General features: G+C 71.5%; 23 protein-coding genes. 6 read left to right on the top strand and 17 right to left on the bottom strand.

Annotated elements, in window-relative coordinates; translation table 11 throughout:
* Positions 1–28 precede the first annotated feature (28 nt).
* A complete protein-coding gene (locus ACZ67Q_RS24225) occupies positions 29–1,957 on the bottom strand; it encodes an AMP-dependent synthetase/ligase (RefSeq protein ID WP_471185633.1) in 1,929 nt (642 codons plus the stop codon).
* 320 nt (positions 1,958–2,277) lie between these two features.
* Between ACZ67Q_RS24225 and ACZ67Q_RS24230 the strand changes: the two genes are divergently transcribed.
* Complete coding sequence (locus tag ACZ67Q_RS24230; protein WP_471185635.1) at positions 2,278–3,132, top strand: MaoC family dehydratase; 855 nt, start codon at positions 2,278–2,280, stop codon at positions 3,130–3,132.
* Between the two features lie 125 nt (positions 3,133–3,257).
* Here the strand turns inward: ACZ67Q_RS24230 and ACZ67Q_RS24235 are convergent, their stop codons facing one another.
* From ACZ67Q_RS24235 to ACZ67Q_RS24285, 11 genes are all read right to left on the bottom strand, one after another.
* Positions 3,258–3,908 (bottom strand): TetR/AcrR family transcriptional regulator, encoded by a 651-nt coding sequence (locus ACZ67Q_RS24235; RefSeq protein WP_471185638.1) that lies wholly within the window; start codon positions 3,906–3,908, stop codon positions 3,258–3,260.
* Between the two features lie 88 nt (positions 3,909–3,996).
* Positions 3,997–5,304 (bottom strand): dicarboxylate/amino acid:cation symporter, encoded by a 1,308-nt coding sequence (locus ACZ67Q_RS24240; protein ID WP_471185641.1) that lies wholly within the window; start codon positions 5,302–5,304, stop codon positions 3,997–3,999.
* 63 nt (positions 5,305–5,367) lie between these two features.
* On the bottom strand, positions 5,368–5,469 hold the full coding sequence (locus ACZ67Q_RS24245) for a putative leader peptide (RefSeq protein WP_471185643.1): 102 nt from the start codon (positions 5,467–5,469) through the stop codon (positions 5,368–5,370).
* Positions 5,470–5,602: 133 nt separating this feature from the next.
* Positions 5,603–5,914 (bottom strand): DUF4229 domain-containing protein, encoded by a 312-nt coding sequence (locus ACZ67Q_RS24250; protein ID WP_471185646.1) that lies wholly within the window; start codon positions 5,912–5,914, stop codon positions 5,603–5,605.
* A gap of 87 nt (positions 5,915–6,001) precedes the next feature.
* Positions 6,002–6,526: a GNAT family N-acetyltransferase gene (locus ACZ67Q_RS24255; RefSeq protein ID WP_471185648.1), complete on the bottom strand. Its 525-nt coding sequence runs from the start codon at positions 6,524–6,526 to the stop codon at positions 6,002–6,004.
* Positions 6,527–6,542: 16 nt separating this feature from the next.
* A complete protein-coding gene (locus ACZ67Q_RS24260; protein ID WP_471185651.1) occupies positions 6,543–7,190 on the bottom strand; it encodes a UdgX family uracil-DNA binding protein in 648 nt (215 codons plus the stop codon).
* A gap of 76 nt (positions 7,191–7,266) precedes the next feature.
* The gene (gene mqnE, locus ACZ67Q_RS24265) at positions 7,267–8,430 is read right to left on the bottom strand and encodes an aminofutalosine synthase MqnE (RefSeq protein WP_471185654.1); all 1,164 of its coding nucleotides are present in this window, start codon (positions 8,428–8,430) and stop codon (positions 7,267–7,269) included.
* Positions 8,431–8,469: 39 nt separating this feature from the next.
* The gene (locus ACZ67Q_RS24270; RefSeq protein WP_437046545.1) at positions 8,470–8,925 is read right to left on the bottom strand and encodes an Lrp/AsnC family transcriptional regulator; all 456 of its coding nucleotides are present in this window, start codon (positions 8,923–8,925) and stop codon (positions 8,470–8,472) included.
* A 58-nt stretch (positions 8,926–8,983) separates the two neighbouring features.
* Positions 8,984–9,652 (bottom strand): UbiX family flavin prenyltransferase, encoded by a 669-nt coding sequence (locus ACZ67Q_RS24275; RefSeq protein WP_471185657.1) that lies wholly within the window; start codon positions 9,650–9,652, stop codon positions 8,984–8,986.
* A gap of 52 nt (positions 9,653–9,704) precedes the next feature.
* The gene (gene mqnP / locus ACZ67Q_RS24280) at positions 9,705–10,607 is read right to left on the bottom strand and encodes a menaquinone biosynthesis prenyltransferase MqnP (protein WP_471185660.1); all 903 of its coding nucleotides are present in this window, start codon (positions 10,605–10,607) and stop codon (positions 9,705–9,707) included.
* Positions 10,604–12,055 carry a menaquinone biosynthesis decarboxylase gene (locus ACZ67Q_RS24285; RefSeq protein ID WP_471185662.1) on the bottom strand — a complete coding sequence of 484 codons (1,452 nt, stop codon included), beginning with the start codon at positions 12,053–12,055 and terminating at the stop codon, positions 10,604–10,606. Before ACZ67Q_RS24285 ends, mqnP begins: the two co-directional genes overlap by 4 nt.
* 88 nt (positions 12,056–12,143) lie before the next feature.
* Between ACZ67Q_RS24285 and ACZ67Q_RS24290 the strand changes: the two genes are divergently transcribed.
* Positions 12,144–12,539 carry a PLD nuclease N-terminal domain-containing protein gene (locus tag ACZ67Q_RS24290; RefSeq protein WP_471185665.1) on the top strand — a complete coding sequence of 132 codons (396 nt, stop codon included), beginning with the start codon at positions 12,144–12,146 and terminating at the stop codon, positions 12,537–12,539.
* The gene (locus tag ACZ67Q_RS24295) at positions 12,539–13,420 is read left to right on the top strand and encodes a LysR family transcriptional regulator (protein WP_471185667.1); all 882 of its coding nucleotides are present in this window, start codon (positions 12,539–12,541) and stop codon (positions 13,418–13,420) included. Before ACZ67Q_RS24290 ends, ACZ67Q_RS24295 begins: the two co-directional genes overlap by 1 nt.
* Here the strand turns inward: ACZ67Q_RS24295 and ACZ67Q_RS24300 are convergent.
* The 3 genes from ACZ67Q_RS24300 to ACZ67Q_RS24310 all read right to left on the bottom strand — a co-directional run bounded on the left by ACZ67Q_RS24300 (position 13,317) and on the right by ACZ67Q_RS24310 (position 15,942).
* Positions 13,317–14,393 (bottom strand): DMT family transporter, encoded by a 1,077-nt coding sequence (locus ACZ67Q_RS24300; protein ID WP_471185669.1) that lies wholly within the window; start codon positions 14,391–14,393, stop codon positions 13,317–13,319. The genes ACZ67Q_RS24295 and ACZ67Q_RS24300 overlap by 104 nt on opposite strands.
* Positions 14,394–14,947: 554 nt before the next feature.
* The gene (locus ACZ67Q_RS24305; protein ID WP_471185672.1) at positions 14,948–15,262 is read right to left on the bottom strand and encodes an AzlD domain-containing protein; all 315 of its coding nucleotides are present in this window, start codon (positions 15,260–15,262) and stop codon (positions 14,948–14,950) included.
* Positions 15,259–15,942 carry an AzlC family ABC transporter permease gene (locus tag ACZ67Q_RS24310; RefSeq protein WP_471185675.1) on the bottom strand — a complete coding sequence of 228 codons (684 nt, stop codon included), beginning with the start codon at positions 15,940–15,942 and terminating at the stop codon, positions 15,259–15,261. Before ACZ67Q_RS24310 ends, ACZ67Q_RS24305 begins: the two co-directional genes overlap by 4 nt.
* Before the next feature lie 71 nt (positions 15,943–16,013).
* Here ACZ67Q_RS24310 and ACZ67Q_RS24315 point away from each other — a divergent pair, with 71 nt between their 5' ends.
* Entirely contained in the window at positions 16,014–16,589 is a 576-nt protein-coding gene (locus ACZ67Q_RS24315) for a helix-turn-helix domain-containing protein (RefSeq protein WP_471185677.1), read from the top strand.
* A gap of 101 nt (positions 16,590–16,690) precedes the next feature.
* Here the strand turns inward: ACZ67Q_RS24315 and ACZ67Q_RS24320 are convergent, their stop codons facing one another.
* Complete coding sequence (locus tag ACZ67Q_RS24320) at positions 16,691–16,894, bottom strand: cold-shock protein (RefSeq protein WP_003992177.1); 204 nt, start codon at positions 16,892–16,894, stop codon at positions 16,691–16,693.
* A 288-nt stretch (positions 16,895–17,182) separates the two neighbouring features.
* On the opposite strand from ACZ67Q_RS24320, the gene ACZ67Q_RS24325 reads away from it, so the two are divergent.
* Positions 17,183–18,031, top strand: coding sequence for a menaquinone biosynthetic enzyme MqnA/MqnD family protein (locus tag ACZ67Q_RS24325; RefSeq protein ID WP_471185680.1), 849 nt, complete (start codon positions 17,183–17,185; stop codon positions 18,029–18,031).
* Between the two features lie 332 nt (positions 18,032–18,363).
* The gene (locus ACZ67Q_RS24330; protein WP_471186145.1) at positions 18,364–20,301 is read left to right on the top strand and encodes a serine/threonine-protein kinase; all 1,938 of its coding nucleotides are present in this window, start codon (positions 18,364–18,366) and stop codon (positions 20,299–20,301) included.
* 27 nt (positions 20,302–20,328) lie between these two features.
* Here ACZ67Q_RS24330 and ACZ67Q_RS24335 read toward each other — a convergent pair whose 3' ends face one another.
* The gene (locus ACZ67Q_RS24335; RefSeq protein WP_471185682.1) at positions 20,329–20,970 is read right to left on the bottom strand and encodes a hypothetical protein; all 642 of its coding nucleotides are present in this window, start codon (positions 20,968–20,970) and stop codon (positions 20,329–20,331) included.
* Between the last annotated feature and the right edge of the window lie 29 nt (positions 20,971–20,999).

Below are 20,999 nucleotides of genomic sequence, written 5' to 3' on the forward strand. Positions count from 1 at the left end.
GCAAGGGCCCGGGCCGCCGGCCGGCCGCTCAGCCGCGCTCGGCGTACATGTCTTCCACCACGTCCGCGAACGCCTCCAGGATCGTTTCGCGGCGCAGTTTCATCGACGGGGTGAGGTGGCCGGCCTCCTCGGAGAAGTCCACCGGCAGGACGGCGAAGCGGCGGATGGACTCGGGGCGCGAGACCATCCGGTTCGCCTCGTCGATCGCGCGTTGCAGGAGGGCGTACAGCCCCTCGTCGCCGATGAGCAGCTCGGCCGGGACCGGGTGCTTGCCGTTCATCCGGCGCCAGTGGCTGACGCCGTCCATGTCGAGGGTGATCAGGGCCGAGACATAGGGGCGGCCGTCGCCGACCAGCATGACCTGCGAGATCAGCGGGTGGGAGCGCAGCCAGTTCTCCAGCGGCGCCGGGGCCACGCTCTTGCCGCCGGCCGTGATCAGCAGTTCCTTCTTGCGGCCGGTGATCGTCAGGTACCCCTCGTCGTCCAGCTCGCCGAGGTCGCCGGTGGCCAGCCACCCGTCCTGCGCGGCCGGGACCACGCCGCCGGCCGCCGGGTCCCAGTAGCCGCGCAGCACGTGGTCGCCGGCGACCAGGATCTCGCCGTCGGCGGCGATCCGGATGCGGGTGCCCGGCAGGGGCCAGCCGACCGTGCCCAGGCGCGGCTTGAGCGGTGGCGTCACCGTGGTCGCGCCGGTCGTCTCGGTCAGGCCGTAGCCCTCGAAGATCTCGATGCCGGCACCGGCGTAGAAGGCGGCGAGGCGTCGGCCGAGCGGGGAGCCGCCGCAGATCGCGTACCGCACCCGGCCGCCCATCGCCTGCCGGATCTTGCGGTAGACCAGCGGGTCGTACAGCGCCCGCCCCGCCTTCAGCGCCGCCGCCGGGCCGCTGCCGGTGCCCGTCTGCCGGTCCTCGACCGCCTCGCCGTAGCGCCGGGCCACGGCCACCGCCCGGTCGAAGGCGGACAGCTTGCCGCCCGACTCGGCCTTGGCGCGGGCCGAGTTGAAGACCTTCTCCAGCATGTAGGGGATGGTCAGCAGACAGGTGGGCCGGAAGGCCGCCAGGTCGGGCAGCAGCTCGTCCGGCTTGAGGCTGGGGGCGTGGCCGAGCCGGACCCGGGCGCGTACGCAGGCGATCGCCACCATGCGGCCGAAGACGTGCGACATCGGCAGGAACAGCAGCACCGACGGCTCGTCCTCGCTCTTGGCCCGGAACACGGGGTAGAGCAGTTCGATGGCGTTGTCGACCTCGGCGAAGAAGTTGCCGTGGCTGAGCGCGCAGCCCTTGGGGCGGCCGGTGGTGCCGGAGGTGTAGATCAGCGTGGCGAGAGTGTCGGGGCCGAGTATCCCGCGCCGTACGTCCACCTCCTGGTCGGGGACGTGCGCCGCGCCGACCTCGGCGAGCTGCTCCACGTGACCCTTCTCCATCACCCACACATGGCGCAGGTCGGGCAGGTGAGCCCGCTCGGGACCGATCGCCGCGGCCTGCGCGACGGTCTCGGTGACCAGCGTGACGGCGCCGGAGTCCTGGAGGATCCAGCGGGTCTGGAAGGGCGAGGAGGTGGGATAGACCGGCACCGTGACCAGGCCGGCCGCCCAGGCGGCGAAGTCGAGCAGGGTCCACTCGTACGTCGTGCGCGCCATGATCGCGATGCGGTCGCCCGGCACCAGTCCCTCCGCGAGCAGCCCCTTCGCCACGGCCCGTACCTCGGCGGCGAAGGCGGCCGCCGTCACGTCGGTCCACCGGCCGGAGGGGTCGCGGCGGCTGAGCACCACCGCGTCCGGCGCTGCGTCGGCGTTGTCGAAGGGCAGGTCGGCGAGCGAGCCGTGGCGGACGGGCTGGGCGAGGGGCGGGACGTACGCCTCGCGCACCGCCCCGCCCAGCCGCTTGGTCTCCGGTGCCACCAGCACGGGGCCCCGGGGAGCGGCGTAGTCGGCGGAGGTGGGGTACGGCGTGGACACGGGCGGCTCCTGGTGCGTGCAGCAGCGGCACTGCTTGCTGCAAGACGTACGTGCCTCGCCCGGCGGGGCGTTCACCGGCGGCGGCGTGGGCGGACGGTCACCGGCGGTTGGGCAGGGGAATCGTACGGGGCCCCTGTGGGGGCCTTGTGCGGGTTCCAAGGGGGTCCGGGGCCGGGGCTGTGCAGCGTCGGGAACCGTGTGAGAGAGGCTCACGTTGCCCAGGTCACACGGCTGTTGGCGCGTCGACGGCCGGCCGGCATTAGACTTACCACCGGTAACCTTACTCTGGAGTAAGCAACTTGCGACCTGCTGGGGGCGTGATGCGCGAGACGACCCTCACCCGGCCGCCGGCCCTCGCCCCCTTGCTGGCGCGTGGCGCGCTGCTGTCCCCGCTGAAGCGGCCGCGCCCGGACGCGGCCGTCCCCGCGGTCCGGCTGCTGCTGCCCGGCCTGCGCGTCGACCTCGCCCGCCTGGCCGCCTACGAGCGCGTGTGCGGCTTGGCCCCCGCCGACGACACCCTGCCGATCACCTATCCGCACGTCCTCGGCTTCCCGCTCGCCATGCGGCTGATGAGCGCCCGCACCTTCCCGCTGCCGCTGCTGGGGCTGGTCCACACGTCGATCGGCATCACCCGGCACAGGGCACTCGCCGCCACGGGGACGTACGACGTGGGGGTGCGCGTCGAGAGGCTGGCACCGCACCGGCGCGGCACCGAGGCGTCCGTGGTGACCGAACTGCGGGAGGGCGGCGCCGTCGTATGGGAGTCGACGAGCACGTATCTGGCACGGCACCGCACGGGGTCGGCGGCCGGTGGGCAGAGCGGGGACGCCCCGGAGCCGCCCGTGGTCGAGGAGTGGCGGCTCGGCGGGGACCTCGGCCGCCGCTACGGCGCCGTCTCCGGCGACCGCAACCCCATCCACCTGCACCCGCTCACCGCCCGGCTGTTCGGCTTCCCGCGGGCCATCGCGCACGGCATGTGGAGCGTGGCACGCTGCCTGGCCGCACACGGCGTGCCCGACGCGGCCTTCGTGCGGGCGGAGTTCCGGGCGCCGGTGCTGCTGCCGGGCACGGTGCGGTACGCGCAGGACGGCGAGGGACGGTTCGCGCTGCGCGGCGGCGACAGGGTGCACCTGACGGGCCTCGCGGTGCCGCTCGGCTCAGGCGGGCGGGAGTGACGCGGGGAGGGCCGGCTCGGCTCACGCGGGCGGGAGTGACGGCTCGGGGCTCCGGCTCATGCGGGCGGGAGTGACGCCGCAGGCTCCGGCTCATCCCGGCCGGAAATACGCCCGGACGCTCCGGCTCATGCCGGCGGGGGTGACCAGCGGTGTCCCGCCATCAGGTTGCCGAGGCCCGACCAGGCGAAGTTCATCAGGGTCACCGCCGACTGCCGGGCCGTGACACCGTCGGTGGCGTTGGCCCACGCGGCGAGGGACTCGGCGGCGCCGACCAGGGCCTCGGCCAGCCCGGCGACCTCGCGCTCGGCCAGGTCGGGATCGTCGTGGGCTTCTCGGGCGGCGACCAGGATCAGCCGGGTCACGAAGGCGACGAGTTCCGCACGCAGCGCGGTGACCTCCGCGGCGAACGGCTCACCGTGCGTGCGGGCTTGGAGATGCAGCACCGCCCACGCGTCCGGGTGCCGCGCGGTGTGCGTGAAGAACGCCAGCAACCCGTCCCAGAGTTGGCGGTCGGCGGGCGAGCGCGGGTCGACGGCCACGCGGACGGCCTCGGTGAGCGCGGCGGCCTCCCGGCGGATGACGGCCGTGAAGAGGTCTTCCTTGGAGTTCAGGTACAGATACACCAATGGCTTGGAGACACCGGCGAGTTCGGCGATGTCGTCCATGGAGGCGGTCATGTAGCCGCGCTGCCCGAAGATGCGCACGGCCGCGTCCAGCATCTGCCGTTCACGGACCGCCCGAGGCATCCGCTTGGTCTTCACCGAACCCGAACCCATGCGCACTAGCGTACGGGCCGCGCCCCGCCCCGCGGATACGCCGAGGGCGGCGAGACAGTACGCCACGCCGCCCTTCGGGGACGATCGGTCAGGCCGCCGCCGTCACCGGCTCAGGCCGGTGCTCCGGCTCGTCGACCGGGGAGGCGCCGCCGACCGCGTCGTAGGCCTCGCGGTCCAGGAGGTTCTCGCGGGCCGCGACGATGACCGGGACCAGGGCCTGGCCGGCCACGTTGGTGGCGGTGCGCATCATGTCCAGGATCGGGTCGATCGCGAGGAGCAGACCGACGCCCTCCATGGGCAGGCCCAGCGTGGACAGGGTGAGCGTCAGCATGACCGTCGCGCCGGTGAGGCCGGCGGTGGCGGCGGAGCCGACCACGGAGACGAACGCGATGAGCAGGTAGTCGCCGACGTTCAGGCCGATGCCGAAGATCTGCGCGACGAAGATCGCGGCGATCGCCGGGTAGATCGCGGCGCAGCCGTCCATCTTGGTGGTTGCGCCGAACGGCACCGCGAAGGAGGCGTACTCCTTCGGCACGCCGAGGCGCTCGGTGACCTTCTGCGTCACCGGCATGGTGCCGACCGAGGAGCGGGAGACGAACGCCAGCTGGATCGCGGGCCAGGCGCCCTTGAAGAACTGCAACGGGTTGGCCTTGGCGACGGTCGCCAGCAGCGTCGGGTAGACGACGAACAGGACGATCGCGCAGCCGACGTAGATGTCGGCGGTGAAGGTGGCGTACTTGCCGATCAGGTCCCAGCCGTAGGTGGCGATGGCGTTGCCGATGAGGCCGACGGTGCCGAGCGGGGCGAGCCGGATGACCCACCACAGCGCCTTCTGCAGCAGCTCCAGCACGGACTCGCTCAGGGTGAGGATCGGCTGGGCCTTGTCGCCGAGCTGGAGCGCGGCGATACCGGCGACGGCCGCCATGAAGACAATCTGCAACACGTTCAGTTCGGTGAACGGCGTGATCACGTCGGTCGGGACGATGCCGGTGAGGAAGTCCAGCCAGGAGCCGGTGTGCTTGGGCTTCCCGCCGTCCGCCGGGGTGAGACCGGTACCGGCGCCGGGGTTGGTGAGCAGACCGATGGCCAGGCCGATGCTCACCGCGATCAGCGAAGTGATCATGAACCAGAGGAGGGTCCGGGACGCCAGGCGCGCCGCGTTGTTGACCTTCCGCAGGTTGGTGATCGAGACGAGGATCGCGAAGAAGACGAGCGGGGCGACGGCGAGCTTCAGCAGCCCGATGAAGGTGTCGCCGATCTTCTCCAGCGTGGTCACCAGCCAGGACACGTCCTGACTGCGGGCGATCCAGCCGAGCAGGACGCCCAGGACGAGGCCGGCGGCTATCTGGGCCCAGAAGGGCAGCTTGAAGGACTTCGTGTTCGAGGACACGGACATGCTCCGTTGGGGACGCGTAGGGGCTGACGTGGACGAGGGGTCGCGAGACGGGGTCGCGAGACGTCAGGGGCGACAGATCCCGGACGCGCACCGGCAGAGGTCCACGTGCAGGCGCGCCACGAGCAGAAGGCTCGGGAACCGGGGGGACGCGGCTGCTGACTTCACCCCAAGACGTTAACACTTGAACTTTGAGAATCTCAAAGCCTTGCTTTGAGAGGTCGAAGGCCCTATCCACCCATACAACGCAAAGCGCCCCGGCGACCGAGGTCACCGGGGCGCTCGCAGCGCACGGAACGCCTTACGACGGCTGGCCCTGCGCGCGGGCGGCGTCGTCGGCGACGTCCTCCTGGCTCTGGTTCGCCTTGAGGTTCGCCTGCATGTTGGCGCGCATGCGGTCGACCTTGGGCGCGATCTTCTGCGACGCCCGGTCCCGCTCCCCGCGCAGCGCGACGAAGCTGATCGGTGCGGAGATCACCAGCGAGAGCAGGACGACCCACATGCCGTTGGACGAGCCGAGGCCGCGCGGCACGACACCGGAGTAGACGAGACCCCAGACCACCACGAGGCAGCCCACGAAGATCCCGAGGCGCATCAGCGTGTAGCGGAGCATCTCAATCCACTCTTCCGATTCCAAACAGGGGCAGTCTCCAGTGAAGCACGCCCCCGTACCGATCACCGACGGGGGTGCCCTCGCGCGTCAGAGCAGCGGCAGCAGCATGGTGACGTCGTCCCGGTCATCGCCCGGCGCCACCCGGATCGCCCCGGGCACCCGGCCGACCTCCTTGTAGCCGCAGGAGCCGTAGAACCGCTCCAGGCCGAGGCCACCCCGGCAGGTCAGCCGGATCGCCTCGATGCCCTGGAAGCCCCGGGCCGCGTCCGCCGCCGCCGCCAGCAGGTCACGGCCGTAGCCCTTGCCCTGGTGTCGGGGGTGCACCATCAGCGTGTACAGCCACACCCAGTGCGTCATCAGCCGGTGGGTGTTGAAGGAGAAGAAGGCCGTCGCCGCGACCTGCCCGTCCTCGTCATGGCCGACCAGCAGCCGGGTGCGTCCCTCGGCCATCGCCGCGAAGTGCTTCACCAGTTCCGGCCGGATCGTCTCCCGCGCCACCGGCGCGACGAAGCCGACCGCCCCGCCGGCGTTGGAGACGTCCGTCCACAGGTCGAGGATGCCGTCGCGCAGACCGGCGTCGACGGTGGGGTCCAGTGTGAAGGTAAGGGGCATGAACCCATCGTAGCTATTACGTCAGTACGCGCGCCGCCGTTTTGAGATCCGAGACGAGCCCGTGGTACGCCGACTCCCGGTCGTCCGCGCGCAGCACCGACGAGGGATGGACGGTCGGCACCAACCGCTCGCTGCGCCCGTGGATCTCGCGCTCCAGCACGGTCCCGCGCACCTCGGTCACCCGGAACGACGACCCGAGCAGTGCCTTGCCCGCCGTCGCCCCCAGCACCACGATCAGCTCCGGCTCCACGACCGCCAGCTCGGCGGCGAGCCACGGCCCGCACGCCGTCATCTCCCTCAGGCTCGGCGCCTTGTGGATCCGCCGCTTGCCCGGTTCGGACCGGGTGAACTTGAAGTGCTTGACGGCGTTGGTGACATACGCCTCCGCCGGATCGATCCCGGCCTCCGCGAGGGCGCGGTCCAGCAGCTTCCCCGCGGGCCCGACGAACGGCTTCCCCTGCCGGTCCTCCTGATCCCCGGGCTGCTCCCCGACGAGCATCACCCGGGCATGCGCGTCTCCCGAGCCGAAGACGGTCTGGGTGGCGGCGAGGTGCAGGGGGCAGCCCCGGCACTCGGCGGCCGCTTTGCGCAGTGCCGGAAGCCCGCCACGCTCGGGAACGAAAGGGGCGGCGGTGTACTGGTCCTCGGGCGCTTTCGAAGACATGCGCCCCGAGTACCCACCTCAGGGGCGCGGGGAACTGCGCGACCAGCCCCCGCCACCGCACCCGAGAACGAGCCGATCAAACCCTCATCGGCTGGGGCGACTCCCGACGCGCAGCGTCAGGCCCGTCGTACTCCCGGATGATCTCGTACCGCGTGTTCCGCTCCACCGGCCGGAACCCCGCGTCACGGATCAGCTCGAGCAGATCCTCACGCGTGAGCTTGTTCGGCGTACCGAAGTTGTCCGCGTCATGCGTGATCTTGTACTCGACGACCGAACCGTCCATGTCGTCCGCGCCGTGCTGAAGGGCCAGCTGGGCCGTCTGCACACCGTGCATCACCCAGAACACCTTCACGTGCGGCACGTTGTCGAACAGCAGCCGGGAGACCGCGAACGTCTTCAGCGCCTCCGCGCCCGTCGCCATCTGCGTCCGCGCCTGAAGGCGGTTGCGGACCTTGCCGTCCTTCATGTCCACGAAGTCGTGCTGGTAGCGCAGCGGGATGAAGACCTGGAAACCGCCGGTCTCGTCCTGCAGCTCACGCAGCCGCAGCACGTGGTCCACCCGGTGCCGGGGCTCCTCGATGTGGCCGTACAGCATGGTGCACGGCGTCTTGAGGCCCTTCTCGTGCGCCAGCCGGTGGATGCGGGACCAGTCCTCCCAGTGCGTGCGGTGGTCCACGATGTGCTGCCGGACCTCCCAGTCGAAGATCTCGGCGCCACCACCCGTGAGGGACTCGAGCCCGGCGTCGATCAGCTCGTCGAGGATCTCGGAGGCGGTCAGCCCCGAGATCGTCTCGAAGTGATGGATCTCCGTCGCCGTGAACGCCTTCAGCGACACGTCCGGCAGCGCGGCCTTCAACTCCCGCAGCGAGCGCGGGTAGTAGCGCCACGGCAGGTTCGGGTGCAGGCCGTTGACGATGTGCAGCTCGGTGAGGTTCTCCGACTCCATCGCCTTCGCGAGCTTGACGGCCTCCTCGATGCGCATCGTGTACGCGTCCTTCTCGCCCGGCTTGCGCTGGAACGAGCAGTACGCGCAGGACGCCGTGCACACGTTGGTCATGTTCAGGTGCCGGTTGACGTTGAAGTGGACGACGTCACCGTTCTTCCGCGTCCGCACCTCGTGCGCCAGACCGCCGAGCCACGCCAGGTCGTCCGACTCGTACAGCGCGATGCCGTCCTCGCGGGTCAGCCGCTCACCGGAGCGGACCTTCTCCTCCAGCTCGCGCTTGAGCCCGACGTCCATGCCAACACCTTTCTGAAGACAGCACCGCCAACGGTATCCCTAGACCTCTTCGGGAAGCTCCCCGACCCGGTTCTCCCACTTCGTGGACAGCACGATGGTGGTACGGGTGCGGGAGACACCCCTGGTCCCGGACAGCCGCCGGATGATCTTCTCGAGGCCGTCCACGTCGGTCGCGCGCACCTTGAGCATGTAGGAGTCGTCGCCGGCGATGAACCAGCAGTCCTCGATCTCCGGCAGGTCCTTCAGCCGGCGCGCCACGTCCTCGTGGTCGGCGGCGTCGGACAGCGAGATACCGATCAGCGCCGTGACCCCGAGACCCAGCGAGGCCGCGTCGACGGTGGCACGGTAGCCGGTGATGACACCGGCCGCCTCCAGCCGGTTGATACGGTCCGTGACGCTGGGGCCCGACAGGCCGACGAGGCGCCCCAGCTCCGCGTACGAGGCCCGGCCGTTCTCCCTCAGAGCCTGGATGAGCTGCCTGTCCACCGCGTCCATGCGATTGAAAGCCTTCCGCTGAAGAGTTCTGGGAGTTCGAGAAAGTCGCTCGTTCCGCTCAGCCGTTCCCACCGCGCAGTTCGCCCTTCCAGCGGCGGTACAGGCCGTGTTCGACGCCCGCGGCGTCGAGGACGCGGCCGGCGACGAAGTCCACCAGGTCCTGGATGTGCGTCGCCCCCGCGTAGAACGCCGGCGAGGCGGGCACCACACTCGCGCCCGCGTCGTCCAGGGCCACCAGGTGCCGCAGCGTCTGGCCGTTCAAGGGGGTTTCCCGTACGGCCACGACCAGCGTCCGGCGCTCCTTGAGGGTGACGCTCGCCGCCCGCTGGAGCAGGTCCTTCGACAGCCCGAGCGCCACGCCGGCGACGCAGGCCGTGGAGGCCGGCACGATCAGCATGCCCTTGGCCGGATACGACCCCGACGACGGCCCGGCGGCCAGGTCGCCGGCGCTCCAGTACCGCACGTCGGAGACGTCCGCGGCGAAGCTGTCCGGCTTGCCGTCGGCGCCTCGCGCCAGCCACTGCGTGAGGTCGTCACGCCAGTGCGCGTCCCGGAAGGAGATGCCGGTCTCGTCGAGCAGTGTGAGCCGCGAGGCCCGGCTGACCACCAGGTCGACGCTCTCCCCGGCGGCGATCAGCGCCCGCAGTACGGCGGCCGCGTACGGCGTCCCGGATGCCCCGGACACCCCCACGATCCAAGGCGTGCGCTGCGATTTCCCTGCGTTCACATCTTGAGCGTACCGGTGAACAGCGCGATGTTCCGGACCGGTACCGCTCGTGCTAGACGGTGAGCCCCCGCACGAGCAGGTCGATCAGCGCGCACAGGAACAGCGCGATGCCGATGAAGCCGTTCACCTGGAAGAACGCCCTGTTCAGACGGGTGAGGTCATGGGGGCGGACGATCGTGTGCTCGTAGACGAAGGCCGCGGCCACGATCAGCAGACCCAGCCAGAAGAAGAAGCCCGCGTGCGTGACCACCGCGTACCAGGCGAAGAGGGCCGTGGTGACGGTGTGGCAGGCCCGCGCGCCCCAGATGGCCGCCGGGATGCCGAAGCGGGCCGGGACCGACATCACGCCGATCTCGCGGTCGGTCTCGACGTCCTGGCAGGCGTAGATCAGGTCGAAGCCGCCGATCCAGACGCCGACCGCGAGACCCAGAATGACCGCCGTCCACGACCACTCGCCGCTGATCGCCAGCCAGCCGCCGATCGGGCCCATCGCCTGAGCGAGGCCCAGGATGGCCTGCGGGAAGTTCGTGAACCGCTTGCCGTAGGGATAGACCACCATCGGGACCACCGCGACGGGGGCCAGCGCCAGGCACAGCGGGTTCAGCAGCGCGGCCGCGCCCAGGAAGACCACCAGGGCGACCAGCGCGCCGGTCCACGCGTGGCGGACGGACATCGCGCCCGTGACCAGCTCCCGGTGGGCGGTGCGCGGGTTCCGGGCGTCGATCTCACGGTCGATGATCCGGTTGACGGCCATCGCGAAGGTGCGCAGGCCGACCATGCAGATCGTGACCAGCAGCAACCGGGCCCAGTGGATGTTGTGGTCCCACTCGTACATCGCCGTCAGGGAGGCGATGTAGGCGAACGGCAGGGCGAAGACCGAGTGCTCGATCATCACCAGGCGCAGGAAGGCCTTCGTGCGTCCCGGCTGGGGGATCGCGGCGGACGCGCTGCTCACAGGCCGTACTCCTTCCAGCGGCGGTCCACCAGGGCCGCCGTCGCGGGGTCGGACTCGACCATGTCCGGCCAGCCGCCGTCGCGCGTGTAGCCCTCCTCGGGCCACTTCCTCGTCGCGTCGATGCCCGCCTTGCCGCCCCAGAACTGCTGGTAGGAGGCGTGGTCGAGGTGGTCGACGGGACCTTCGACGACCGTGAGGTCACGGGCGTAGTCGGTGTTGCCGAGGGCGCGCCAGGCGACCTCGTGCAGATCGTGCACGTCGCAGTCGGAGTCCACGACGACGATCAGCTTGGTCAGGGACATCATGTGCGCCCCCCAGATCGCGTGCATCACCTTCTGCGCGTGCTTGGGGTACTTCTTGTCGATCGAGACGATCGCGCAGTTGTGGAAGCCGCCGGCCTCGGGCAGGTGGTAGTCCACGATGTCCGGGACGATGATCTTCAGCAGCGGCAGGAAGAACCGCTCCGTCGCCCTGCCGAGCGGCCCGTCCTCCGTCGGGGGACGGCCCACCACGATCGACTGGAGCAGCGGGCGCCTGCGCATCGTCACGCAGTCGATCGTCAGCGCCGGGAAGGGCTCCTGCGGCGTGTAGAAGCCGGTGTGGTCGCCGAACGGACCCTCCGGCAGCATCTCGCCCGGCTCCAGCCAGCCCTCCAGCACCACCTCCGCCTGCGCCGGCACCTGCAGCGGGACCGTCTTGCAGTCGACCATCTCGATCCGCTTGCCCGCGACGAACCCGGCGAAAAGGTACTCGTCGATGTCACCGGGCAGCGGGGCCGTGGAGGCGTACGTCACGGCCGGCGGACAGCCGAACGCGATCGCCACGGGCAGCCGCTCACCGCGCCGCGCGGCCACCTGGTAGTGGTTGCGGCTGTCCTTGTGGATCTGCCAGTGCATGCCGATGGTGCGCTTGTCGTGGCGCTGCAGGCGGTACAGACCGAGGTTGCGGACACCCGACTCGGGATCCTTGGTGTGGGTCAGGCCCAGGTTGAAGAAGGAGCCGCCGTCCTTGGGCCAGGTGAACAGCGCGGGCAGCTGCTCCAGGTCCACGTCGTCGCCGGTGAGGACGACCTCCTGGACCGGGGCGTCCTTCACCTTTCTCGGCGGTACGTGGGTCATCGCGCCGAGCTTGCCGAACGCCTCGCGCACCCCGACGAACCCGTGCGGCAGTTCGGGCTTCAGCAGGCCGCCGATCCGCTCCGAGATCTCGCCGTACGACTTCAGGCCGAGGGCCTTGAGCAGACGCCGGTCGGTGCCGAAGACGTTCATCGCGAGGGGCATGGAGGCGCCCTTCACGTTCTCGAAGAGGAGGGCGGGCCCACCGGCCTTGTTCACCCGGTCGACGATCTCCCCGACCTCCAGGTACGGGTCCACCTCGGCCTTGATGCGCTTGAGGTCGCCCTCGCGCTCCAGCGCCCTGAGCAGGGAGCGAAGATCGTCGTAAGCCATGCGTCCCAGTATCGGCCACGGGCTAGTCTGAGCCCGTCACCGGGGCCCTTCGTGCGCCCCCCGCCGTCTCCTGGGGGATTTCCCGTCCATGCTCAGGTATCTGCCGTACCTGCTGGTGCTGGCGCTGTGGATCTACGCCTTCATCGACTGCCTGAACACCCCGGAGGAGGAGGTGCGGGGACTGCCGAAGGTGGTGTGGGTGATCATCATCCTGCTCTTCGGCGAGGTGCTGGTCGGACCGGTCGCCTGGCTGGTGGCCGGGAAGCAGCGCGGGCCGCGCCCGGCGGGCGGCTCCACCCCCTCGGAATGGCACCGCGGCCACCGCACCGAGTGGGTCGCCCCCGACGACAACCCCGACTTCCTGAAGTCGCTCAAGGAAGAGAACAAGAAGGACGAGGCCCTGCTCAAGGAGTGGGAGGCCGACCTGCGCCGCCGCGAGGAGGAGCTGCGCCGCAAGGAGCGCGGCGAGGACGACCAGAGCTGATGGAACTACGGCTGCTCGTCACCTTCGAGAAGGTCGCCACCGTGCTGAGCTTCACGCGGGCGGCGGCCGAGCTGAACTACGCCCAGTCCAGCGTGACCTCCCAGGTCCGCGCCCTGGAGGACGCGCTCGGCACCCAGCTCTTCGACCGGCTCGGCAGCCGCATCCGGCTCACCGATGCCGGTGAGCGGCTGCTGCCGTACGCCCGGCAGATCATCGAGCTGACCGAGGAGGCGCGCGCGGCGGTCGCCGGCACCGAGGAGCCCTCCGGCACGCTCGCCGTCGGCACGATGGAGTCGCTGACCAACTACCGCCTGCCGCCCCTGCTGGAGTACTTCCACCACCGCTACCCCAAGGTCCGCCTCACCCTGCGCCCCACCCTCGGCGACGAGACCCGGCGGGCGCTGCGGCAGGGCACCTACGACCTGGGCTTCCTGATGGAGGAGGCGACCGAGCACCCGGGCCTGGAGAGCGAGGTGCTGGCCGTCGAGCCGCTGGCGCTGGTCGCGGCACCCGGACACCGGCTGTACGGCGGTGAGGTCACGGTCGCCGACCTGGTGCGCGAGCCGCTGCTGGCCACCGAGCCCGGTTGCGCCTACCGGGATCTGTTCGAGCGGGAGCTGACCGCCGTGGCGGCCGTGGAGTTCCGGGAGTTCGGCACGATCGAGGCCACCAAACGCGCGGCGGCGGCCGGCCTCGGGATCTGTCTGCTGCCCGAGGTGACGGTCGCCGCGGAACTCGCGGAGGGCTCGCTGGTACGACTGGAGTGGCAGCCGCCGTTCACGCTTTCGACGCAGCTGGCGTGGCGGGCCGGGAAGCGGCTGCCTGCGCACGCCCGGCTGTTCCTGGAGCGGGCACGGCGGCTGGTGTCCGAGCAGGGGTGACCTCGGGGGTGACCTCGGGCGTCCGGGCCGTGGCCTTCGGGGTCCGGGCCGCGGCGGCCTTGGGGGTCCGGGCCAGGGTGGCCTTCGGGGTCCGGGCCAGGGTGGACTTCGGGACCCGGGCCAAAGTGACCTTCAGGCTCGCCAGGACGATCAGCGGGACGCCGAGCGCCTGGACGGGGCCGATGTGGTGGCCGTACACCACCCAGTCCGCCACCATCGCGACCACCGGGTAGACGAAGGCCAGCACCGCGATCTTCGCGGTGGGGAGCTGGGCGTACGCGGCGTACATCAGGACGTACATCACGCCGGTGTGGATGAGGCCGAGGCCGGCCAGCCAGCCCCAGTCCCAGCCGGTGCCCGACATCGCCCCGAAGTCGGCGAAGGGCAGCAGCAGCGGGATGCCGACGACGACCTGGACGAGGGCGATCAGATGCGGGCGAACCCCGGTGATCCGCTTGGTGACCAGCGTCGACAGCGCGTACAGCAGCGCGGCGAGGAGCGCCTGGCCGACGCCCAGGACGTACGTCCCGCCGCTCGCGAAGTCGGCCGGGGTGACGCCGGAGACGAGGACCAGCCCGGCGAAGGCGAGGGCGACCCAGCCGACCTTGGCGGCGGTGAGCCGCTCGCGGAAGAGGAGGGCGCCCAGCAGCACCACGTAGAAGGGCTGGGTGTGGTAGACGACCGTGGCGACCGAGATCGAGGTGTTCTCGTACGCCTCGAACAGGAACACCCAGTTGAAGACGATGAACACCCCGCCGAGGACGGCGAGTCCGAGCGTGCGCGGGGTGAAGCCGTGGTGGCGCAGCCAGCCGCGGGCGGTCACGTAACCGCCGAGGGCGAGGGCGCCGAACAGGACGCGGAAGAAGACGACGTTGAAGGGCGATGCGCCCGACTCGACGACGAAGACGCCGAGGGTGCCGGAGAGCACCATCGCGGTCGTCAGCTGGGCCGTGCCCCGTTGCGATGAGGTCATGTCCACGACGCTACGAGCGCGGCGGGGGGCGGTCCACGGGCCAGTGGGGGGTCCTGCCGATGGGGTCATCGGCGGTACCGATAGGGGCTGTTCGGGGTGTGGTGCGGTGCGTTGGCGTGTGCGGGTGCGTTGTGGCTTGTCGCGGTTGCCTGCGGCGGCTTGTGCGGGTTTCGTTGTGGTTGCTCGCGGTTGCCTGCGGCGGCCTGTGCGGGTTGCGTTGTGGTTGCTCGCGCCGTTCCCCGCGCCCCTTTTTGTGCCTGCGGCGGCCCGTTGCTGTCCGGTGGGCGGTTGCTGTCGCGCCTGCGGTGCGTTGTGGGTCGGGGCCGGGGTGGGGGTGTCCGTCCTCGGTCCGGCCGGCCGTTTCCGACGAGGGCTCAGTGTCTCGGTGCCGGACGCTGCGGGCGGACACCCCCCACCCCGTCCCCTTCCCGCCGTCGGCGCCTGCACCAACGCCGTGGCGGGCGGCGGGTGCCGCAACATCGTGGTGCGCGCGGCCGCGGGCCGCCGTCCTTCGTAGCTGCGGGCAGTCGTGCCGCTGTGAGGCCGGGCCGCTGTCAGGCGAGGCCCGCAGCGCGTAGCAGTGCGGTGGTCGCTGCGGCGCCCAGAACCACCACGGCGAACGGGGCGCGGCGCCAGGCGAGGACGCCGCCGGCCAGGACGCCGGCCGGCCTCGCCCAGCCCGCGAAGCCCCCGGCCTCGGTCAGCGCCCCGGTCGCCAGCAGGGCGACGAGGAGGACGACCGCGCCGGTGGACAGCAGTTCCTGGAGCCGGGGCGGGACGGTGACGCGTCCGTGCAGCACCGGGCCGACCAGCCGGAGCGCATACGTTCCCACGGCCAGCGCGAGGATCATGGCGGCGGTCGCGTTCATCGCCGTACCCCCTTCAGGGCGGCAAGCCCGGCGAGCGACAGCAGTACGGGCACGCCGGCCGGGACGAGCGGGGTCGCCGCCACGGCTAGCGCGGCGCCGAGCAGAGCGCTGCGCCGTACGGCGGAGTCGGCGCGCAGGGCGGGCAGCACCAGGGCGACCAGGACGGCCGGGAAGGCGGCGTCGAGGCCGTAGGTCGCGGTGTCGCCGAGCGTGGTGCCGGCGAGGGCGCCGCACAGCACGCCGAGGTTCCAGACGGCGAACAGGCCGATGCCGGAGATCCAGAACGCCGCCCGGCGGCGCGCCGGGTCGGCCTGGGCCAGGGCGAAGGCCACGGTCTCGTCGGTGACCAGGTGCGCGCCGACGAGCCGGGCCAGGCGGCCGGTGCCGATCACGTCGGCCACGGCGAGGCTGAAGGCGGCCGTGCGGGTGTTGAGCAGCAGCCCGGTCGCCGCGGCGGCGAGCGGCCCGCCCCCGGCGAGCAGGATGCCGACCGCGCTGAACTGGGCCGACCCGGCGTACACCACCAGGGACATCACCACCGGAACCCACATCGGCAGGCCGCCCGCGACGCAGACGGCGCCGAAGGACACACCGACGACTCCGCTGGCCACCCACACGAGGGAGGCGTCGCGCGTGAGAGGTGCCAGGATGGACGATGGTGTTCGGAGCAGCGAACGCATGTTTTCTACGATGAACGGCCCGAAGGGCGTTCGTCAAGGCGAACGAACGTATTGATGGAGCGAACAGGATCATGACTGCCGACGGTGCCACGACCCCGCCGCGCCTGCCTCTGGACTGGATCGCCGCGAGCCTGCGGCGTGAGCGCGTCCGGGCCGGTCTGTCCCTGTCGGAGCTGGCCAAGCGGGCCGGGATCGCCAAGTCGACGCTGTCCCAGCTGGAGGCGGCGAGCGGCAACCCGAGCATGGAGACGATCTGGGCGCTGGCGGTGGCGCTGGGAGTGCCGTTCAGCACGCTGGTGGAGGCGCCGGCGCCGGCCGTGCGCGTGATCCGCGCGGGCGAGGGACCCACCGTGCACTCCGAGCAGTCCAGCTATCTGGCCACCCTGCTGTCGGCGAGCCCGCCGGGCGCCCGGCGCGACATCTACGCGGTGACCCTGGAGCCCGGCACGGTACGCGACTCGGAGCCGCACATTCCGGGGACGGTGGAGCACATCGTCGTCAGCGCCGGGCGCATGCAGGCGGGGCCGCGCGGGGAAGCGGTGCAGCTCGGGCCGGGCGACTACATGTCGTATCGCGGGGACGTGCCGCACACGTACGAGGCGGTGGAACCGGGGACGAAGTTCGTCCTGATCATGCAGCACATTTGAGCCGAATTCGGCGGGAATTCATCCGGGAGGCGCTCCCGGAAAGGGCAGGAGCCCCGTCGCCGGATGGCGCGGGGCTCCTTGGGTACTGCGCTAGGACGCGATCAGACCGGAGTGACGTTCTCCGCCTGCGGGCCCTTCGGGCCCTGGGTCACGTCGAAGCTGACCTGCTGGTTCTCCTCGAGGGAGCGGAAGCCAGAGGCGTTGATCGCGGAGTAGTGAACGAAGACGTCGGGGCCGCCGCCTTCCTGGGCGATGAAGCCAAAGCCCTTTTCGGCGTTGAACCACTTAACGGTTCCGGTAGCCATAAGCCCTCCTTGGGCCCAAAGGGTTGCCCTGCTCCAGAACCTGCAAGTGTGAAAACACGTCATGCATTCTTCTGAAAACGACTAGAGCCCGCGGTCACATGCTCCGCAGGCTCTGTACTGCAAGGGAAACCAAACTGCAACTTGCGGCGAGCCTAGCACGTGGAGGCCCGGAAGCAATAGAGGTCAAGATCACTTCATTCGAAGGTTTGAAAGAGGTGCGGCCGGTTGACGTAACGCGCCGCCGGGGTCGCCGGTGGCGGGGTGGCCGATGAGGTCTAGTCTCGCGATGTGGACATTTCTCGCACCCGGCCGCGTGTCGGCCACATCCAGTTCCTCAACTGCCTGCCCCTGTACTGGGGGCTCGCGAGAACGGGCACGCTCCTCGACTTCGAGCTGACCAAGGACACGCCCGAGAAGCTCAGCGAGGGGCTGATCCGCGGCGACCTCGACATCGGGCCCGTCACGCTCGTCGAGTTCCTGCGCAACGCCGACGACCTGATCGCCTTCCCCGACATCGCGGTCGGCTGCGACGGCCCCGTCATGTCCTGCGTGATCGTCTCGCAGGTCCCCCTCGACCAGTTGGACGGCGCCCGCGTCGCCCTCGGCTCCACCTCGCGCACGTCCGTCCGCCTCGCCCAACTGCTCCTGGCGGAACGGTTCGGCGTACAGCCCGACTACTACACCTGCCCGCCCGACCTCAGCCTGATGATGCAGGAGGCGGAGGCCGCGGTCCTGATCGGCGACGCGGCCCTGCGTGCCAACCTGATCGACGGCCCGCGCTACGGCCTCGAGGTCCACGACCTCGGGCAGCTGTGGAAGGACTGGACCGGCCTGCCCTTCGTCTTCGCCGTCTGGGCGGCCCGCCGCGACTACGCCGCCCGCGAACCGGCGATCACCCGCCAGGTCCACGAGGCCTTCCTCGCCTCCCGCAACCTGTCCCTCGAGGAGGTCACCAAGGTCGCCGAACAGGCCGCCCGCTGGGAAGCCTTCGACGAGCAGACCCTCGCCCAGTACTTCACCACCCTCGACTTCAGCTTCGGTCCCGACCAACTGGCAGCGGTCACGGAGTTCGCCCGCCGAATCGGCCCGACGACAGGCTTCCCGGCGGACGTGAGGGTGCAGTTGCTGGGGGCGTAGGCGCACCCGCGTACGGCGGGAAGGGGCCGGGGTGGGGGGTGCCCGCCCGCAGCGTCCGGCACCGGGCAACGGCGCCGTTCGTCGGCAACGGCCGGCCGGACCGAGGACGGACACCGCCCCACCCAGGCCCCGACCCCCAACGAGCCGCAGGCGAGACCGCAACCGGCCACCGGACGGAAAGGGGCCGCCGCAGGCATACAGGGGGCGCGGGGAACGGCGCGACCAGCCACCCTGCAACCCGCAGACGACAACCCCCGGCGCCGCAGGCACAGAGGGCTACCCTGACCGAGGCGTACATGCCCGCACGGGGGGAGACGTGAACGGTGATCGCCCTGCAGCCGCTCGCAGCCGACGAGCCCGCAGCCGTCGGCCCCTACCGCCTCCTCGGCCGTCTCGGCTCCGGCGGCATGGGCCGGGTCTACCTGGCCCGCAGCACCGGCGGCCGGACCGTCGCCGTGAAGATCGTGCACCCGCACTTCGCGCTGGACGAGCAGTTCCGCGCCCGCTTCCGCCGTGAGGTGGAGGCCGCGCGCCGGGTCGGCGGCGCCTGGACGGCCCCCGTCCTCGACGCCGACCCGGACGCCGCCGTCCCCTGGGTCGTCACGGCGTACGCCGCGGGCCCGTCGCTCGCGGCGGCCGTCGCGGAGTCCGGCCCGCTGCCGCCCGCCACGGTCGCCGCGCTCGGCGCGGGCCTCGCCGAGGCGCTGACGGCCGTGCACGCGCTGGGCCTGGTCCACCGGGACGTCAAGCCGTCCAACGTGCTGCTGACCCTGGACGGCCCTCTCCTGATCGATTTCGGCATCGCCCGCGCCACCGATGGCACGGCCTCCCTCACGTCGACGGGCGTGTCGGTCGGCTCACCCGGCTACATGGCCCCGGAGCAGATCCTCGGCAAGGCCGTCACCGGTGCGGCCGACGTCTTCTCGCTCGGCGCGCTCCTGGCGTACGCCGCGACCGGGGAGCCGCCCTTCGCCGGGGACTCCTCGGCGGCGCTGCTGTACCAGGTCGTGCACGAGGAGCCCCGCCTCGACGGCCTCTCCGGCGACCTGCGTGACCTGGTCGGCGCCTGCCTCACCAAGCAGCCGGACGCGCGCCCCGCCCCGTCCCGCATCGCCGGCCTCCTCGCCCCCGGTGGCGCGGCCGCCCTCATCTCCGGGGGCTGGCTGCCGGGCCCGCTCGTGGAGCAGGTGAGCCGCAGTGTGGTGCGGCTGCTGAACATGGAGACGGCGGCGGAGGCGGAGAGCGGCGCGGCGGGCGGCTCGCAGCCGATCGCGGAGGGCACGGCTTCGGCGCATTCCGGGCCCGTCGGCTTCAGCAGCCCGGCGATCGTGGGACGGTTCGGCCCGCCCCCGGTCATGCCGGCACCCGTGGTGGAGACGCCCCCCGAGAAGCAGCCCGACGCGATCCCGTCCCCGGCACCGCCCCTGGACGCCGTACCGCGGACGGGGGAGAGGCAGAGACACGGGGACGTCGAGCCGGCTGGGAGGCAGCCGAAGCCCGGGGACGTCGAGTCCGCCGGGAGGCAGACGAGTTACGGGGACGTCGAGTCCGGGGGAAAGCGGCCGGAGCCCGGCGACGGCGACACCGCGGGGAAGCGGGCGCCGTCCGGGGACAAGGAGCCTGCGCCGGACCAGTCGGCCCTCGCCCCCGCGGCCGGGACGCGATCCGCCGCCACCGCTTCGCCGGCCGGCAAGCTCTCCCTCACCGTCGCCGCGGCGGCCGTCCCGGGGGAGGGCGGCCGGGGCCGGCTGCTGAGCTGCTCGGTGGCGTTGGCGGTCGCGGGAGCGTTGGCCGTGGTGACCGTGGGGTCGGCGTTCCTGTTCGACCTGATGCCGGGCAGCCGCGGCGGCGACGGAGGCAGCGCGCCGTCCGCCGGACACGGTTCCACCCCCGCCGACACCGGCACGGCCTCGCCGAGGACGGTGCCGGTGCGCTACGTCGGCACCTGGGAGGGGCAGGCCACCGCGCTCGACGGCACTCTGCCGCTCGGCACCTTCCGGCTCACCGTCCACCGGGCCGCGGTGGGCGAGGAGTTGGGCACGCTGCGGCAGACCGACCAACTGGGCGGCCACTGCGACGACGTCCTGACACTGCGGCGGGTGACGAAGAAGGAGCTGGTGGCGACGTCGGTGGGGGCGAAGGCCAACCACCAGGGCTGCAACCCGGCCGCGCACACCGTCCGCATCACGCCCACCGGTGACGACCTGACGTACACGTCGGAGAGCGACGCGGAAGGCAGGCCGCAGGCACGGCTGTCGCGGGTCGGGTAGTGGCGCAGGAAATTCCGCTGGCGTGGCTCAAGTCGCCGTATGTACCGGGGAATCGGCGTGGCCGGCGACCTGTGCCGCGTCGTTGGTGCGGCGCACGTGCCGGGCGAAGAGCCAGATCAGCAGCGCGATGACCACGATGGTCGCGGCCGTCCCGGCGGCCCACAGGAACGGGTACACGTCGTGGACCCAGCAGGGGCCGCCCCGCGCGTGGCAACTGCCGTTCCAGTCCCGTCGGTGCCGGGGCCGCCAGGTCGCCGCGATGATCCCGGCAAGCAGCCACCCGGCCGCGAGCCCGGGCAGCGCGGCGAGGAGCAGGGCCAGGGACGTGAGCCGGCTCTTCGTCCGGTCCCACCGGGTCAGCGGTGCCACGAAGGCGAGGAGGGCGAGCGGTGCCAGCGCTCCGACGCATCCGGCGAAGGAGTACGCGCCTCCCGGCCAGGCGGGCGCGAGCGAGGCCCGGATGTCCTGGCCCCAGACCGTGTCCAGGTAGAGCACGGGCGCGAGGAGGGCGAGGAAAGCCACCGGGATCGTCAGACAGCCGAGCAGCCATCCTCGGTCCCGTTTCCCGGTGTTCGCGTCGCCCGCCGTCCGTCCCGGCCGGTGCTCGTAGCGCAGGCCGCTGCGTGCCGCCCTGCCCCGCTTCGGCCGCGCCGACCCCGATGCCTTCACGCCCCCGTCACTCCCACCGGCTCCCGTTG

The sequence above is a fragment of the Streptomyces sp. NPDC036813 genome, from assembly GCF_055609245.1.

What these genes read in the sequence shown, in the direction of transcription:
- ACZ67Q_RS24310 (WP_471185675.1), bottom strand. Translation starts at nt 15,942, where the DNA reads ATGCGTTCGCTGCTCCGAACACCATCGTCCATCCTGGCACCTCTCACG.
- ACZ67Q_RS24260 (WP_471185651.1), bottom strand. Translation starts at nt 7,190, where the DNA reads ATGTCTTCGAAAGCGCCCGAGGACCAGTACACCGCCGCCCCTTTCGTT.
- ACZ67Q_RS24290 (WP_471185665.1), top strand. Translation starts at nt 12,144, where the DNA reads ATGCTCAGGTATCTGCCGTACCTGCTGGTGCTGGCGCTGTGGATCTAC.
- ACZ67Q_RS24240 (WP_471185641.1), bottom strand. Translation starts at nt 5,304, where the DNA reads ATGTCCGTGTCCTCGAACACGAAGTCCTTCAAGCTGCCCTTCTGGGCC.
- ACZ67Q_RS24285 (WP_471185662.1), bottom strand. Translation starts at nt 12,055, where the DNA reads ATGGCTTACGACGATCTTCGCTCCCTGCTCAGGGCGCTGGAGCGCGAG.
- ACZ67Q_RS24250 (WP_471185646.1), bottom strand. Translation starts at nt 5,914, where the DNA reads ATGCTCCGCTACACGCTGATGCGCCTCGGGATCTTCGTGGGCTGCCTC.
- ACZ67Q_RS24230 (WP_471185635.1), top strand. Translation starts at nt 2,278, where the DNA reads ATGCGCGAGACGACCCTCACCCGGCCGCCGGCCCTCGCCCCCTTGCTG.
- ACZ67Q_RS24320 (WP_003992177.1), bottom strand. Translation starts at nt 16,894, where the DNA reads ATGGCTACCGGAACCGTTAAGTGGTTCAACGCCGAAAAGGGCTTTGGC.
- mqnE (WP_471185654.1), bottom strand. Translation starts at nt 8,430, where the DNA reads ATGGACGTCGGGCTCAAGCGCGAGCTGGAGGAGAAGGTCCGCTCCGGT.
- ACZ67Q_RS24315 (WP_471185677.1), top strand. Translation starts at nt 16,014, where the DNA reads ATGACTGCCGACGGTGCCACGACCCCGCCGCGCCTGCCTCTGGACTGG.
- ACZ67Q_RS24235 (WP_471185638.1), bottom strand. Translation starts at nt 3,908, where the DNA reads ATGGGTTCGGGTTCGGTGAAGACCAAGCGGATGCCTCGGGCGGTCCGT.
- ACZ67Q_RS24270 (WP_437046545.1), bottom strand. Translation starts at nt 8,925, where the DNA reads ATGGACGCGGTGGACAGGCAGCTCATCCAGGCTCTGAGGGAGAACGGC.
- ACZ67Q_RS24295 (WP_471185667.1), top strand. Translation starts at nt 12,539, where the DNA reads ATGGAACTACGGCTGCTCGTCACCTTCGAGAAGGTCGCCACCGTGCTG.
- ACZ67Q_RS24300 (WP_471185669.1), bottom strand. Translation starts at nt 14,393, where the DNA reads ATGACCTCATCGCAACGGGGCACGGCCCAGCTGACGACCGCGATGGTG.
- ACZ67Q_RS24305 (WP_471185672.1), bottom strand. Translation starts at nt 15,262, where the DNA reads ATGAACGCGACCGCCGCCATGATCCTCGCGCTGGCCGTGGGAACGTAT.
- ACZ67Q_RS24255 (WP_471185648.1), bottom strand. Translation starts at nt 6,526, where the DNA reads ATGCCCCTTACCTTCACACTGGACCCCACCGTCGACGCCGGTCTGCGC.